Genomic DNA, 15,276 nt, shown 5'->3' with positions numbered 1-15,276 from the left:
GAGGGGGAAGCATGCCCGGCACCGCACTCGTGCTCGGCGGCGGCGGACCGGTGGGCGGAGCCTGGCTGGCCGGGGTGCTCGCCGGGCTCACCGAGGCCGGCATCGATCTGGGCAGCGCCGACGTCGTGATCGGCACTTCCGCCGGTGCCGTCCTCGGATCCCGGCTCCGGTCCGGCGTCCCGGCCGCGGATCTCTACGAGCGCCAGCTCTCCGGAGCCGACGCCGTCCGACTGCCGGTGACGGTGCGCCAGACGGCGCGCTTCCTCTGGGCGGCGCTCGGTTCCCGCGATCCCGAACGGTCCGTCGAACGCCTTGCCCAGGCAGCGTTGCGCGCCCGGACCGGCCCGGAGTCGGACGTCTTCGACACGGTCGGCGCGCTCCTGGGTGACGTACGCGACTGGCCCGAGCGGGAGTTGCGGATCGCTGCGGTCGACGCGCGGAGCGGGAGGACGGACGTGTTCGACTCGCGCTCCGGAGCGACACTTCTCGAAGCGGTCGCGGCGAGCTGCGCCGTACCCGTCGTATGGCCGCCGGTCACCGTGGCGGGCCGGCGCTGGATGGACGGTGGCAGCCGTTCCACCGCCAACCTCCAGCTCGCACGCGGGTACCGCCGGGTAGTGGCGGTCGCGCCCGTCCCCCGGGCGGTCGGGCCGCATCCGAGCGCCTCGCAGCAGGCTGCGGACCTGTCCGACGCCGGGTCGCACGTCATCCTGCTCTCCCCGGACCGCGTCGCGCGCCGCATGATGGGCCGCAACATGGCGGACGACACCCGCCGCCCGGCCGCCGCCCGCGCGGGCCACGCCCAGGCCAGTGCCATGGCCTCTTCGGTGGCCGACGTCTGGCAGGGGTGAGGCGCGTCGAAGCGCGTCGCCTCCCGGCCGTCGCCGAGGCCGACGAGGCGTGGGTACCGGTGCCGACCCCCGACGGGCCGGGAGTGCTCGTGTGGGAGAACGCGGACGGATCGGGACGCACCGACCGGCTTTCACAGGTGAGTGGGTGCGAACATCCTCAGTACCGCCGGCAGTACGACCACCGACGGGCCCGGTGACGCCAGGGCCTTCGTCAGGTCCTCCTCCAGGGTTTCCGGGGTGGTGGACGTGGCGGGGACGCCGAAGGACTCTGCCAGGGTCACGTAGTCCGGGCGGGTCAGTTCCGTGGCCGTGGCCCGGCCGAAGGCGTCCGTCATGTACTCGCGCAGGATGCCGTAGCCGCCGTCGTCGATGATCAGCCAGGTGACCGGCAGGTCGTACTGGATCGCCGTCGCCAGTTCCGCGATGGAGTACAGGGCTCCGCCGTCGCCGGACACCGCGAGGACCGGGCGGGTCGGGTCGGCCGCCGCCGCGCCGAGTGCCGCCGGGAAGCCGTAGCCCAGGCCGCCGGCGCCCTGCGCGGAGTGCATGAGGTTCGTGCCCCGGGGGTCGAAGGCCGACCAGGCCCAGTAGGCCAGGATCGTCATGTCCCAGAAGGACGGCGAGGCCGGCGGGAGGGCGCGGCGGACCGAGGACAGGATGTCGCGTTCCAGGGTGAGTTGCTGGGACGCGATGCGTGCCTCGACCTTCGCCAGGACCTCGCTCACCCGCTCCGGTGCCGTCGTGTCCTCGCGCGGCGTCACCGTCTCCAGCAGGGCCTGCAGAGCGAGCCGGGCGTCCGCGTGGATGCCCAGTGCCGGGTGGTTGGACTCCAGCTTGCCGAGGTCGGCCTCGATCTGGATCACCCGGCCCCGCGGCTTGAACGTGTGGTAGTTGGAGGAGAGTTCACCCAGGCCCGAGCCCACCACCAGCAGGACGTCCGCGTCCTCCAGGAAGTCCGTCGTGTGGCGGTCCTCCAGCCAGGACTGGAGGGACAGGGGGTGCGTCCACGGGAACGCGCCCTTGCCGCCGAAGGTCGTCACCACCGGAGCGTCCAGCGTCTCCGCCAGCGCCCTCAGCTTCCCGGACGCGTCCGACCGGACGACTCCCCCGCCCGCGATGATCGCCGGGCGGGTGGCGCGGGACAGCAAGTGCGCCGCCACGGCCGTCAGTTCGGGGCGCGGGGCCAGGTCCTCGGGGGTCGCGTCCGGGGCCGTCACCACCGGGAGGGTGGTCGGCGACAAGAGCACGTCCTGCGGGATCTCCACCCAGACCGGGCCGTGCGGTGCCGTCAGGGCCGACCTCCAGGCCGCCGCGATCGCCGACGGGATCTGGGACGGCGTGCGGACGGTGTGGACCGACTTGACCACGCCCCGGAACGAGGCCGCCTGGTCCGGGAGTTCGTGGAGGTAGCCGTGGCGGCCGCCGCCCAGGCCCGCCGTGGGGACCTGGCTGCTGATCGCCAGGACGGGGGCGGAGGCGGCCGCCGCCTCCTGGAGGGCCGCGAGGGAGGTCAGCGCGCCCGGGCCCGTCGACAGGAGCAGCGGGGCCGCCTCGCCGGTGATCCTGCCGTACGCGTCCGCCGCGAAGCCCGCGTTGTTCTCCACCCGCAGGCCGACGTAGCGCAGAGAGGAACGCCGCAGGGCGTCGAACATGCCGAGGGCGTGCTGGCCGGGGAGGCCGAAGACGGTCGTCGCGCCCAGCCCGGCCAGCGTCTCCACGACCAGGTCTCCGCCGTTGCGCCCGGGGGGAGGGTTCAGAGCCGCGGTGATCTGCGCCTGCGTCGGGCGGAGTACCAGGTCGTGGTCGTGGGTCACTTCGCTTCCGCGTCCTTCCGGGCCGCCGCGATCCGGCGGCTCATGAGGGTGGTCAGTTCGTAGGCCGTGTGGGAGGCCGCCACCGAGGTGATCTCCGCGTGGTCGTACGCCGGCGCCACCTCGACGACGTCCGCCGAGACCAGGTTGCAGGATGCCAGGCCGCGCAGGATCTCCAGGAGCTCACGGGAGGTCATGCCGCCCGCCTCCGGGGTGCCGGTGCCGGGCGCGTGGGCCGGGTCGAGGCAGTCGATGTCGATGGAGATGTACAGCGGGCGGTCGCCGATGCGCTGGCGCAGCTGGTCGGCCACCTCGTCCACGCCTCGGCGCATCACATCCGCCGAGGTCACGATGCCGAAGCCCATCTTCTCGTCGTCCGCCAGGTCCTGCTTGCCGTACAGCGGGCCGCGGGTGCCGACGTGGGAGAGGGCCGAGGTGTCGAGGATGCCCTCCTCGACCGCGCGGCGGAACGGGGTGCCGTGGGTGTACTCGGCGCCGAAGTACGTGTCCCAGGTGTCCAGGTGGGCGTCGAAGTGCAGCAGCGCCACCGGGCCGTGCTTCTTCGCCACCGAGCGCAGCAGGGGCAGGGCGATGGTGTGGTCGCCGCCCAGGGTCATCAGGCGGGCGCCCGTGTCGAGCAGGTCGTCGGCCGCCGCCTCGATCGTCTCGACGGCCTCGTTGATGTTGAACGGGTTCACCGCGATGTCGCCGCCGTCCGCCACCTGCGCCAGGGCGAAGGGGGACGCGTCCTGCGCCGGGTTGTACGGGCGCAGCAGCCGGGACGCCTCGCGGATGGCGTTGCCGCCGAAGCGGGCGCCCGGCCGGTACGAGACGCCGGAGTCGAACGGCACGCCCACGACGGCGACGTCGGCGGTGCCGACCTCGTCCAGGCGGGGCAGCCGGGCGAAGGTCGCGGGTCCGGCGTACCGCGGGATGCGGGAGGAGTCGACGGGGCCGCGGGGCGTCTCGTTGCTGCTCATAATGAAATGCCTTCTTTCTTGCGCTTCGTCGCGCTTGTACTGCTTTCCCTATGACTCTACTGGTGAGCCGGGACCGGTTCGGACGCGAGTTCGGGGGTGCGGCCGGCGAGGCGCTCGCGCCAGGCGGCGAGGACCGCCTCGTCGGTGGGCCTGGTCGCCACGGAGACGGCGACGTAGGCGGCGAGGGAGGCGAGCAGGCCGTAGTAGACCGGCTCGTTGGCGAGGATGCCGTAGCCCGCCATCAGGCCGATCACCGCCAGCCCGCCCACGATCACCGAGGCCAGCGCGCCCTGCACGGTGCCGCGCTTCCACAGCAGGCCGCCGAGGATGGGGACGAGGAGGCCGGCGACGAGGAGGTTGTAGGCCACGGTCAGCGCCTCGACCACGTTGTTCAGCGCGATCGCCGTGCCGATCACGGCCAGGCCCATGAGCAGGATGAAGGCGCGGTTGCCCGTCACCTCGTCGTGCGCGTCCTCCGTGCGGCGGACCGCGCCGCGCAGCCGCGACCAGATGTCGTTGTTGGCGACCGTCGCGCAGGCGATCAGGGCGCCGGAGGACGTCGACATCACGGCGGCGAGGGCCGCGGCCAGCACCAGACCGCGCACGCCGACGGGGAGTTCGTCCTTGACGATGGTGGCGAAGGCGTCGTCGGGGCTGCCCAGCTCGGGGTAGAGCACCTTGGCGGCCGTGCCGATGACCGCGCCGGCGAGGGCGTAGGCCAGGCAGTAGGTTCCGGCCACCGTGCCGCCCCACTTGGCGGTCCTGTCGCTGCGGGCGGTGAACACGCGCTGCCAGATGTCCTGGCCGATCAGCATGCCGAAGGTGTAGATCAGGACGTAGGTGAAGATCGTCTCGCCGCCGATGCCCAGCGGGTCGAAGTACGAGGTCGGCAGCTTGGCCTTCATCCCTGAGAAGCCGCCCGCCTTGACCACGGCGATGGGCAGCAGCAGGAGCAGCACGCCGATGGTCTTCACGACGAACTGGACCATGTCCGTCAGGGTGATCGACCACATGCCGCCGAGGGTGGAGTACGCGACGACGATCGAGCCGCCGAGGACGATCGCGACCGTGCGGTTCATGTCGAACAGGACGTCGAAGATCGTGGCGTAGGCGATGGTGGACGTCACCGCGAGCATGAGGGTGTACGCCCACATGACCACGCCGGAGATCACGCCCGCCCGGCCGCCGTAGCGCAGGTCCAGCATCTCGGAGACGGTGTAGACCTTCAGCCGGGCGATGCGGGCCGAGAAGAAGACGGAGAGGGCCAGCAGGCCGAGGCCGATGGTGAAGACCATCCAGGCGCCGGAGAGGCCGTACTGGTAGCCGAGGCCGACGCCGCCGATGGTGGAGGCGCCGCCGAGGACGATGGCGGCCATGGTGCCGGAGTACATCGCGGGGCCGAGGCGGCGGCCCGCGACCAGGAACTCGCTCTTGGACTTCGCGCGGCGCATGCCCCACCAGCCCATGGCCAGCATGCCGGCCAGATAGACGACGATCACGGTGTAGTCGACGGCCATGTCGGGCCCACCCTTCTTTGCGGCTGAACCGCCGCCGCTCACGCGGAGGTGGTCGCACGCCGTCGTGGTTCCTCAGTTGACGGCTGATGTGCTTCGGGGCTCGACCCTAGGTGGCCGAAAAGGGCCCCGGAAGCGTACGTTTTATCCATTCGAGCGGTACGGGATGGAGGAAACGCACACCATGCCGGACACGATCGCCCCAGCAGTCCCACCCACCCCGCCGGTACCGCTCTCCGCCCTGCTGGCGCGGGAGGATCTCGCCCTGCGGCAGATCGCGGGCCCGTCCGCGCCCGGCATCGTGATCCACTGGGCGCACACCTCGGAGATGGCCGACCCGTATCCGTATCTACTGGGCGGCGAGCTGCTGCTGACCGCCGGGGTGCACGTGCCCGAGGCGGCGGACTGGGGGGCGTATTTCGACGGCTACGTCTCCCGGATCGTGGCGGCGGGCGGCGCCGCGCTCGGGTTCGGGCTGGCGCCGGTGCACGACACGGTTCCGGGCGCCCTGGTCGACGCCTGCGAGGCCCACGGGCTGCCGCTTCTGGAGGTGCCGCCGCGGACCACCTTCTCCGGGGTGGCCCGCGCCGTCTGGCAGCTCATGGCCCAGGCCCGCCTGGCCGAACTGCGCCGCGTGACCGAGGCCCAGCAGAGCCTCGCCGCCGCTGCCGCCCGCCCCGACCCGGTCCCGTCGGTCCTGCGGCAACTGGCCCAGCGGCTGGGCGGCCACGCGGTTCTGTACGGGCCCGACGGGACGCGGATCGCGGCGGCCGGGCGCGTGCCCGCGCACGGGCAGGCGCTGAAAGAGCTGGTGGAGGTGGTACGGCCGGCCCCCGGCCCGGACCAGAAGCCAGGCCGGCCCGGCAGGCCCGGCACGACTGGGACGCCACGCACGCCCGACCCGCCCAGTTCCCCCCGCACCTCCGGCACCCCAGGCACCTCAGACCCACTGAATACGCCGGTCACGCACAGCACCCTCGGCACGTCCGGCACCCCCCGCCCGGCCCCCACCTCCGCCACCGACTCCCGGGGCGGCACCCACCTCGCCGCCTACGCCCTCGGGGCCGGCGGCGGATTCGTGCTCGGGGTCGCCACCACGCAGCGGGAGCCCGGTGACCACACCGTCGCCTCCGTGGCCTCCGTCCTGCTGTCGCTGCTCACCGGGGAGCACCAGAGCGGGACCGGCGCCGCTCGCTCCTCCGCGCTGGTGCGGCTGCTGCTCGGCTCGGCGCCGGAGGAGGTGGCGCCGCTGCTGGGGGGCGGGCGGTGGGTCGTCGTGCACGCCCGGCCGGAGCACCGGCTGCCGGACGCCGTCGCCGCCTCCGCGCTGGGCGCCGCGCTCGGCTCGCCGCTGCTGGACCTCGGGCACGAGGTCGTACGCGTGCTGGTGCCGGCCGGGCGCGCACCGGAGCCGCAGCCCGGCTGGACCCTCGGGGTCAGTGCCGCGGTGGGCGCACGGGAGTGGCAGGTGGCCGACACGCAGGCCTCGCGTGCGCTGGCCCGGGCCCGGGCCACCCGTACTCCCCTGGTCCGGCACGGCGCCCGGCCGGGGCTGGAGGAGCTGGTGTCCCGGGCGGACGCCGAGGCGCACGCCCGGGCCCTGCTCGCGCCGCTCGCCGCGCAGCCCGCGCTCGCCGAGACCCTGCGTGCCTGGCTCTCGTTGCACGGCAGTTGGGACCGTACGGCGGTGGCGCTGGAGGTGCACCGCAACACCGTCCGGCAGCGGATCGCCCGCTGCGCGGCCCTGTTGGACGCCGACCTGGACGACCCGGACGTACGGATGGAGCTGTGGTTCGCGCTGCGGCAGCACGGAGAACGAGCCGAGTGACCCGTGTCCCAGGTGCGGCATGCCGAGGACGCGCACCGGACGCTGCCTCACAATGGGAGGCATGCCGATACCCGGGACACCCAGCCGCGCGCAGCTCGTCGACCACCTGGTGAGAACCCGTATCGCGGGGGACGTCGCCACGCCCCGCGAGAACAACCTCTCCCACTACCGCAGGCTGGCCAACGGCGAGCGCACCTTCTGGCTCGGACTGGAGCTGGGTGACCGCTGGGCGGACGAGCAGGACGTGCTCGCCGTGATGGCCGAACGGGTGGGCGTCAACGACGACCCCGGGTACCGGTACGGGCAGGACACCATCGACCCCGAGCTGACCGTGGACGCGCTGGACCGGATGGCGGCGCGGCTGCGCAAGGCCGCCGAGGGGCAGCAGCGGGTGCTGTTCGCCACCGGTCACCCGGGCGGTCTGCTGGACGTGCACCGGGCGACGGCCGCCGCGCTGCGCGCCGCCGGGTGCGAGATCGTCGTCATCCCGGACGGGCTGCAGACGGACGAGGGATACGTCATGCAGTTCGCGGACGTGGCCGTGCTGGAGCACGGCGCGACGCTGTGGCACACCCACTCCGGGGAGCCGATGCGGGCGATCCTGACGGGACTTGAGCGCGCGGGGCGCCCGCTGCCGGACCTGGTGGTCGCCGACCACGGCTGGGCCGGGTACGCCGGACAGCACGGCGTCGACTCCGTCGGGTACGCCGACTGCAACGATCCCGCGCTGTTCCTCGGGGAGTCGGAGGGCACGCTGCAGGTGGTCGTACCGCTCGACGACCATGTCGTCAGCCCCCGCCACTACGACCCGATGACGGCGTATCTGCTGGACCAGGCGGGCCTGAGCGAGTCCTGACCGCCCGGATCGAGTCCTGAACGGAGGCCGGGCACCGGCCCGTTCAGGACCGGCGGGGCACGCGGACGACACCCTCCTGGATGACCGTGATGGCCAGCCGGCCGTCCTGGGTGTAGATGCGGGCCTGGCCGAGGCCCCGGCCGCCGTGCGCGGAGGGCGACTCCTGGTCGTACAGGAGCCATTCGTCGGCACGGAACGGGCGGTGGAACCACATGGCGTGGTCCAGCGAGGCGCCGACCACGTCGCCCACGGCCCAGCCGCCGCGCCCGTGCGCGAGCAGCACGGAGTCCAGGAGGGTCATGTCGGAGACGTAGGTGGCCAGGACGACGTGCAGCAGAGGGTCGTCGTCCAGCTTGCCGTTGGTGCGGAACCACACCTGGCTGTGCGGCTCGCGCGGCTCGCCGAACTTCCCGTACGGCGGCTCGTCCACGTACCTCAGGTCGATCGCCTCGCGGGCCTCGAGGAACCGCTCGACGACCTCGGGGGCCAGGTGGTCGTAGCCGCGCAGGCGCTCCTGGGAGGTGGGCAGGCCGGCCGGGTCCGGGGACTGCGGCATGGGGGCCTGGTGGTCCAGGCCCTCCTCGTACGTCTGGAAGGACGCCGAGAGATGGAAGATCGGCTTGCCGTGCTGCACGGCGACCACGCGGCGGGTGGTGAAGGAGCGGCCGTCGCGTATCCGGTCGACGCTGTAGACGATCGGCGCGCCCGGGTCCCCGGGGCGCAGGAAGTACGCGTGCAGGGAGTGGGCGGGCCGGTCCGCGGGGACCGTGCGCCCGGCGGCGACCAGCGCCTGCGCCGCCACCTGCCCGCCGAAGACGCGGGGGACGACGGCGGAGCGGGACTGGCCGCGGAAGATGTTCTCCTCGATCGGCTCGAGGTCGAGCAGATCGAGGAGACTCTGTAGTGCCTGGCTCATGGGCTCTTTGTACCGGCCACCGGTTGCGGTCGGCTTACAGGCCCATGTCCTTCGCGATGATCGTCTTCATGATCTCGCTGGTGCCGCCGTAGATGCGGTTGACGCGGTTGTCCGCGTACAGGCGGGCGATCGGGTACTCGTTCATGTAGCCGTAGCCGCCGTGGAGCTGCAGGCAGCGGTCGATGACGCGGTGGGCGACCTCGGTGCAGAAGAGCTTGGCCGAGGCGGCCTCGGCGGGGGTCAGCTCGCCGGCGTCCAGGGCCTCGGTGGCGCGGTCGGCGACGGCCTCGGCGGCGTCCACCTCGGCCTGGCAGGCGGCCAGCTCGAACTTGGTGTTCTGGAAGTGGGCGACCGGCTTGCCGAAGACGGTGCGCTCCTGCACGTACTGCTTGGCGAAGCGGACGGCGGCCTTGGCCTGCGCGTAGGCGCCGAAGGCGATGCCCCAGCGCTCGGAGGCGAGGTTGTGGCCGAGGTAGTAGAAGCCCTTGTTCTCCTCGCCGAGCAGGTCCTCCACGGGGACCTTGACGTCGACGAAGGCCAGCTCGGCGGTGTCGGAGGTCTTCAGGCCGAGCTTGTCGAGCTTGCGGCCGACGGAGTAGCCCTCGGACTTGGTGTCCACGGCGAAGAGGGAGATGCCGTGGCGGCGGTCCTCGGCGGTGGGCGCGGCGGTGCGGGCGCAGACGATCACCTTGTCGGCGTGGACGCCGCCGGTGATGAAGGTCTTGGCGCCGTTGAGGACGTAGTGGGTGCCGTCCTCGCTGAGCCTGGCGGTGGTCTTCATGCCGGCCAGGTCGGAGCCGGTGCCCGGCTCCGTCATGGCGATGGCCCACATCTCCTCGCCGGTGACGAACTTCGGCAGGTAGCGCTTCTTCTGCTCGTCGGTGGCGAGCATCTTGATGTAGGGCAGGGCGAGCAGCACGTGCACGCCGGAGCCGCCGAAGGTGACGCCCGCGCGGGCGGTCTCCTCGTAGATCACGGCCTCGAACTTGTGGGTGTCCAGGCCGGCGCCGCCGAACTCCTCGGGCACGCTGATGCCGAAGACGCCCAGCTCACCGAGCTTGTAGTAGAAGTCGCGGGGGGCCTGGCCGGCCGCGAACCACTCGTCGTACACGGGTACGACCTCGGCCTCGATGAAGGCGCGAAGGGTCTCCCGGAACGCCTCGTGATCCTCGTTGAACACCGTACGGCGCACGCCGTCCACCTCCACGTACCTCGGCATGACATCACGCATGTCTAAGCGCTTGCTCACTCAACCGTACCGGCGAGTACGGAAGGCCGTCCAGAGGGGTCCGGCCGTAACGCTCGTCACGCCCGGGGCCGGGCCTACCGCTCCCCGGCCGCCGCGAACGCCCCCCGGGCCATGCGGTGCAGCAGGACCGCGGTGGTGGTGCGGCCGGGGAGGGTGCCGGCCCGGCCGAGGTGGGGAGTGGAGTTGAGCAGGCCGAAGACCGAGTGGACCGCGGAGCGGGCCGTCGGCTCGGTCAGGTCCGGGTAGACCTCGCGGACCACCTCCACCCACAGCTCCACGTACTGCCGCTGGAGCTGGCGCACCAGCTTGCGGTCGCTGTCGCGCAGGCGGTCCAGCTCGCGGTCGTGCAGGGTGATGAGGGGACGGTCGTCCAGGGCGAAGTCGATGTGGCCCTCGATGAGGGAGTCCAGCACCGCCGAGGCGCCGGCCTCGCCGTCGGCCTCCGCCAGGCGCCGCTTGGCACCGGTGAGCAGCTGGCCGCTGATCCCCACCAGCAGCTCGGCGAGCATCGCGTCCTTGCCCGGGAAGTGCCGGTAGAGCCCGGGGCCGCTGATGCCGACCGCGGCGCCTATCTCGTCGACACCGACACCGTGGAAGCCGCGCTCGGCGAAGAGCCGGGCGGCTTCCTTCAGGATCTGCTCGCGACGGGTCGGGGCGTCGGTTCTGGTGACCATGCCTGCAATTCTAGACAGCGAGGTTAGCGGTCGTTAACCTGGAGGAAATGGTTAACGCTCATTAACAGTGACCACTGGGTGAGGGGACCGCAAGGATGCACGAGGCACCGGAGCTTCACAGCGCGGCCGATCCCGCGTCGGAGGCCTGGCGGGCCAATGAACAGGCTCATCTCGCACTCGTCGAGGAGCTGCGCGGCAAGCTGGCCGCGGCGGCGCTCGGCGGGGGCGAGAAGGCGCGCGCCCGGCACACCGCGCGCGGCAAGATGCTGCCGAGGGACCGGGTGGACACGCTGCTCGACCCCGGCTCGCCGTTCCTGGAGCTGGCCCCCCTCGCCGCCGACGGGATGTACGACGGGCAGGCCCCGGCCGCCGGGGTGATCGCCGGGATCGGCCGGGTCAGCGGGCGCGAGTGCGTGATCGTCGCCAACGACGCCACCGTCAAGGGCGGCACGTACTACCCGATGACCGTCAAGAAGCACCTGCGCGCGCAGGAGGTGGCCCTCGACAACCGGCTGCCCTGTGTCTATCTGGTGGACTCCGGAGGCGCCTTCCTGCCCATGCAGGACGAGGTCTTCCCCGACCGCGAGCACTTCGGGCGGATCTTCTACAACCAGGCGCGGATGTCGGGCGCCGGCATCCCGCAGATCGCGGCCGTCCTCGGCTCGTGCACGGCCGGCGGCGCGTACGTCCCGGCGATGAGCGACGAGGCCGTCATCGTCCGCAACCAGGGCACGATCTTCCTCGGCGGCCCGCCGCTGGTGAAGGCGGCCACCGGCGAGGTCGTCACCGCCGAGGAGCTGGGCGGCGGCGAGGTCCACTCCCGCGTCTCCGGGGTCACCGACCACCTCGCCGAGGACGACGCGCACGCCCTCAGGATCGTCCGGAACATCGTCGCCACCCTTCCGGCCCGGCAGTCCCCGCCCTGGGAGGTCACGCCGGTCACGGAGCCCAAGGTCGACCCCTACGGGCTGTACGGCGCCGTCCCGGTCGACTCCCGCACCCCCTACGACGTGCGCGAGATCATCGCCCGTGTCACCGACGGCTCCCGGTTCGCCGAGTTCAAGAGCGAGTTCGGGCAGACCCTCGTCACCGGCTTCGCCCGGATCCACGGCCACCCGGTCGGCATCGTCGCCAACAACGGCATCCTCTTCTCCGAGTCGGCCCAGAAGGGCGCCCACTTCATCGAGCTGTGCGACCAGCGCGGCATCCCGCTGGTGTTCCTGCAGAACATCTCGGGGTTCATGGTCGGCAGGGACTACGAGGCGGGCGGCATCGCCAAGCACGGCGCCAAGATGGTGACGGCCGTCGCCTGCACGCGCGTGCCGAAGCTGACGGTGGTGGTCGGCGGGTCGTACGGCGCGGGCAACTACTCGATGTGCGGCCGGGCCTACTCCCCCCGCTTCCTGTGGATGTGGCCGGGCGCCAAGATCTCCGTGATGGGCGGCGAGCAGGCCGCGTCCGTCCTCGCCACCGTCAAGCGCGACCAGTTGGAGGCGCGCGGGGACGACTGGCCGGCCGAGGACGAAGAGGCCTTCAAGGCGCCGATCCGCGCGCAGTACGAGCGCCAGGGCAACGCCTACTACGCCACCGCCCGCCTGTGGGACGACGGCGTGATCGACCCGCTGGAGACCCGTCAGGTGCTCGGACTCGCCCTGACGGCCTGTGCCAACGCGCCGCTGGGAGATCCCCAGTTCGGCGTCTTCCGGATGTGAGGAGGGGAACCGTGTTCGACACAGTGCTGGTCGCCAACCGGGGCGAGATCGCGGTACGCGTCATGCGGACGCTCCGTTCGTTGGGCGTGCGCTCGGTGGCGGTCTTCTCCGACGCCGACGCCGACGCGCGGCACGTGCGCGAGGCCGACACGGCGGTACGGATCGGCCCGGCGCCGGCCGCCGAGAGCTATCTGTCCGTCGAGCGGCTGCTGGAGGCGGCCGCCCGCACCGGCGCGCAGGCCGTCCACCCCGGGTACGGCTTCCTGGCGGAGAACGCCGCCTTCGCGCGCGCCTGCGAGGAGGCGGGGCTGGTCTTCATCGGCCCGCCGGCCGACGCGATCGCGCTCATGGGCGACAAGATCCGCGCCAAGGAGACGGTGCAGGCCGCGGGGGTGCCGGTCGTGCCGGGCGGCCGGGACCCCGACCTCGCCGAGGCGGCCCGCGCGCTGGGCGCGCCGGTGCTGCTCAAGCCGTCGGCCGGCGGTGGCGGCAAGGGCATGCGGCTGGTGCGCGACATGGCCGTGCTGGAGGAGGAGATCGCGGCCGCGCGCCGCGAGGCCCGCACCTCCTTCGGCGACGACACCCTGCTGGTGGAGCGGTGGGTCGACCGGCCCCGGCACATCGAGATCCAGGTGCTGGCCGACGGGCACGGCAACGTCGTCCATCTCGGCGAGCGCGAGTGCTCGCTGCAGCGGCGGCACCAGAAGATCATCGAGGAGGCGCCCAGCGTGCTCCTCGACGAGGCCACGCGCGCGTCGATGGGCGAGGCGGCCGTGCAGGCGGCGCGCTCCTGCGGCTACCGGGGCGCGGGCACGGTGGAGTTCATCGTGCCGGGCACCGACCCGTCGCAGTACTACTTCATGGAGATGAACACCCGGCTCCAGGTGGAGCACCCGGTCACCGAGCTGATCACGGGACTGGACCTGGTGGAGTGGCAGCTCAGGGTGGCGGCCGGGGAGAAGCTGGGCTTCGCGCAGGAGGACGTGACGCTCACCGGGCACGCGGTGGAGGCCCGGATCTGCGCCGAGGACCCGGCCCGCGGGTTCCTCCCCTCCGGCGGCACGGTCCTGCTGCTGAACGAGCCGCAGGGCGACGGGGTGCGCACCGATTCCGGGCTCAGCGAGGGCACCGAGGTCGGCAGCCTGTACGACCCGATGCTGTCCAAGGTGATCGCGTACGGCCCCGACCGCGCGACGGCGCTCAGAAAGCTCCGCGCGGCCCTCGCCGGGACCGTCACGCTGGGCGTGCAGACCAATGCCGGGTTCCTGCGGCGGCTGCTGGCCCACCCGGCCGTCGTCCGGGGCGACCTGGACACCGGGCTGGTGGAGCGGGTGGTGGACGAGCTGGTCCCCGCCGGCGTACCCGAGGAGGTGTACGAGGCGGCGGCGGCCGTACGGCTGGAGGCGCTGCGGCCTTCCTCCGAGGGCTGGACCGACCCCTTCTCGGTGCCGAGCGGCTGGCGGCTGGGCGGCACCCCGAAGCCGCCCGCGTTCCCGCTGCGCGTGCAGGAGCCGGTGACGTACGCCCCGCGCGGCACCCACGCCGTCACGGGCGACCGGGTCCGCGTGACCCTCGACGGCGTGACGCACACCTTCCACCGCGCCGGTGACTGGATCGGCCGGGACGGCGACGCCTGGCAGGTGCGCGACCACGACCCGGTCGCCGCGTCGCTGAGCCGCTCGGCCCACGCGGGCGCCGACTCGCTGACCGCTCCCATGCCGGGCACGGTGACGGTCGTCAAGGTCGCCGTGGGCGACGAGGTGACCGCCGGTCAGAGCCTGCTGGTGGTGGAGGCGATGAAGATGGAGCACGTCATCTCCGCCCCGCACGCGGGCACGGTCGCCGAGCTGGACGTGACCCCGGGCACGACGGTCGCGATGGAGCAGGTGCTGGCCGTCATCACGCCGAAGGAGGAGGTGGCCGAGTGAGCGCCGACGCCCTGCCCATGGTCGTACCGGCCCGGGGTCTGCCCGCGCGGGTGCGGATCCACGAGGTCGGCGCGCGCGACGGGCTGCAGAACGAGCAGCGGGCCGTGCCGACGCCGGTGAAGGCGGAGTTCATCCGCCGCCTGGCCGACGCGGGCCTGACCACCATCGAGGCGACGAGCTTCGTGCACCCCAAGTGGGTGCCCCAACTGGCCGACGCCGAGGAGCTGTTCCCGCAGGTGTCCGGGCTGGACGTCGACCTGCCGGTGCTGGTGCCGAACGGGCGCGGACTGGAGCGGGCGCTCGCGCTCGGTGCCCGGCGGATCGCGGTGTTCGCCAGCGCCACGGAGTCCTTCGCCAAGGCCAACCTCAACCGCACTCTGGACGAGTCGCTGGCCGTGTTCGAGCCGGTGGTGCGGCAGGCGAAGGACGCGGGCGTGCACGTGCGCGGCTATGTCTCGATGTGCTTCGGCGACCCCTGGGAGGGGGCGGTCCCGCTGCACCAGGTGGCCCGCGTCTGCACGGCGCTGCGGGACATGGGCTGCGACGAGCTGAGCCTCGGGGACACGATCGGCGTCGCGACCCCCGGCCATGTGCTGGAACTGCTCAACCTGCTGAACGAGAAGGGTGTGCCGACGAACGTGATCGGCGTGCACTTCCACGACACCTACGGGCAGGCGCTCGCCAACACCCTGGCCGCGCTGCAGCACGGTGTCACCACGGTGGACGCCTCGGCGGGCGGCCTCGGCGGCTGCCCGTACGCGAAGTCCGCCACCGGCAATCTCGCCACCGAAGACCTCGTCTGGATGCTGCACGGACTCGGCATCGAGACCGGGGTCGACCTCGGCCGTCTGACCGCCACCAGCGTGTGGATGGCCGCCCATCTGGACCGGCCCAGCCCGTCCCGAACCGTCCGCGCCCTCGGTAGCCCGACACAGCCCCACAAGGACCAGTGATGAG

At 72.6% G+C, this 15,276-nt stretch carries 13 protein-coding genes; 7 read left to right on the top strand and 6 right to left on the bottom strand.

Annotation, left to right across the window (positions count from 1 at the left end; genetic code table 11):
• The first annotated feature begins 11 nt into the window (after nt 1-11).
• A complete protein-coding gene (locus tag ACZ404_RS05465; RefSeq protein WP_468436182.1) occupies nt 12-851 on the top strand; it encodes a patatin-like phospholipase family protein in 840 nt (279 codons plus the stop codon).
• Nucleotides 848-1,048, top strand: a complete 201-nt coding sequence (locus ACZ404_RS05460; RefSeq protein WP_468436180.1) for a DUF6210 family protein — start codon at nt 848-850, stop codon at nt 1,046-1,048. The genes ACZ404_RS05465 and ACZ404_RS05460 overlap by 4 nt, the downstream gene beginning before the upstream one ends.
• Here ACZ404_RS05460 and ACZ404_RS05455 read toward each other — a convergent pair.
• Genes ACZ404_RS05455 through ACZ404_RS05445 form a run of 3 tightly spaced genes read right to left on the bottom strand, consistent with a single transcriptional unit; the run spans nt 983 to nt 5,159 of the window.
• Entirely contained in the window at nt 983-2,665 is a 1,683-nt protein-coding gene (locus ACZ404_RS05455; RefSeq protein WP_468436178.1) for a thiamine pyrophosphate-binding protein, read from the bottom strand. The two genes, ACZ404_RS05460 and ACZ404_RS05455, sit on opposite strands and share 66 nt — an antisense overlap.
• Nucleotides 2,662-3,642 carry an agmatinase gene (gene speB, locus ACZ404_RS05450; protein ID WP_468436176.1) on the bottom strand — a complete coding sequence of 327 codons (981 nt, stop codon included), beginning with the start codon at nt 3,640-3,642 and terminating at the stop codon, nt 2,662-2,664. The genes ACZ404_RS05455 and speB overlap by 4 nt, the downstream gene beginning before the upstream one ends.
• A gap of 56 nt (nt 3,643-3,698) precedes the next feature.
• Nucleotides 3,699-5,159: a sodium:solute symporter family protein gene (locus ACZ404_RS05445; protein WP_468436174.1), complete on the bottom strand. Its 1,461-nt coding sequence runs from the start codon at nt 5,157-5,159 to the stop codon at nt 3,699-3,701.
• A gap of 181 nt (nt 5,160-5,340) precedes the next feature.
• On the opposite strand from ACZ404_RS05445, the gene ACZ404_RS05440 reads away from it, so the two are divergent.
• The gene (locus ACZ404_RS05440) at nt 5,341-6,984 is read left to right on the top strand and encodes a PucR family transcriptional regulator (protein ID WP_468436172.1); all 1,644 of its coding nucleotides are present in this window, start codon (nt 5,341-5,343) and stop codon (nt 6,982-6,984) included.
• 61 nt (nt 6,985-7,045) lie between these two features.
• A complete protein-coding gene (locus tag ACZ404_RS05435; RefSeq protein ID WP_468436170.1) occupies nt 7,046-7,840 on the top strand; it encodes a phosphatase in 795 nt (264 codons plus the stop codon).
• Between the two features lie 43 nt (nt 7,841-7,883).
• On the opposite strand, the gene tesB is transcribed toward ACZ404_RS05435, so the two are convergent.
• From tesB to ACZ404_RS05420, 3 genes are all read right to left on the bottom strand, one after another.
• On the bottom strand, nt 7,884-8,756 hold the full coding sequence (tesB, locus tag ACZ404_RS05430; protein ID WP_468436168.1) for an acyl-CoA thioesterase II: 873 nt from the start codon (nt 8,754-8,756) through the stop codon (nt 7,884-7,886).
• 34 nt (nt 8,757-8,790) lie between these two features.
• Nucleotides 8,791-9,948, bottom strand: coding sequence for an acyl-CoA dehydrogenase family protein (locus ACZ404_RS05425; protein WP_468437147.1), 1,158 nt, complete (start codon nt 9,946-9,948; stop codon nt 8,791-8,793).
• A gap of 131 nt (nt 9,949-10,079) precedes the next feature.
• Nucleotides 10,080-10,679 (bottom strand): SACE_7040 family transcriptional regulator, encoded by a 600-nt coding sequence (locus tag ACZ404_RS05420; protein ID WP_468436166.1) that lies wholly within the window; start codon nt 10,677-10,679, stop codon nt 10,080-10,082.
• Between the two features lie 95 nt (nt 10,680-10,774).
• Between ACZ404_RS05420 and ACZ404_RS05415 the strand changes: the two genes are divergently transcribed.
• From ACZ404_RS05415 to ACZ404_RS05405, 3 genes are read left to right on the top strand one after another with little or no spacing between them, the layout of a single operon-like run.
• Nucleotides 10,775-12,391 carry a carboxyl transferase domain-containing protein gene (locus ACZ404_RS05415; protein ID WP_468436164.1) on the top strand — a complete coding sequence of 539 codons (1,617 nt, stop codon included), beginning with the start codon at nt 10,775-10,777 and terminating at the stop codon, nt 12,389-12,391.
• Between the two features lie 11 nt (nt 12,392-12,402).
• Nucleotides 12,403-14,319: an acetyl/propionyl/methylcrotonyl-CoA carboxylase subunit alpha gene (locus ACZ404_RS05410; RefSeq protein ID WP_468436162.1), complete on the top strand. Its 1,917-nt coding sequence runs from the start codon at nt 12,403-12,405 to the stop codon at nt 14,317-14,319.
• 17 nt (nt 14,320-14,336) lie between these two features.
• Nucleotides 14,337-15,272: a hydroxymethylglutaryl-CoA lyase gene (locus ACZ404_RS05405; RefSeq protein ID WP_468437145.1), complete on the top strand. Its 936-nt coding sequence runs from the start codon at nt 14,337-14,339 to the stop codon at nt 15,270-15,272.
• Nucleotides 15,273-15,276 lie beyond the last annotated feature (4 nt).

It is taken from the genome of Streptomyces sp. NPDC030798, assembly GCF_055572275.1.
This window is presented reverse-complemented; position numbering and strand designations above follow the sequence as displayed.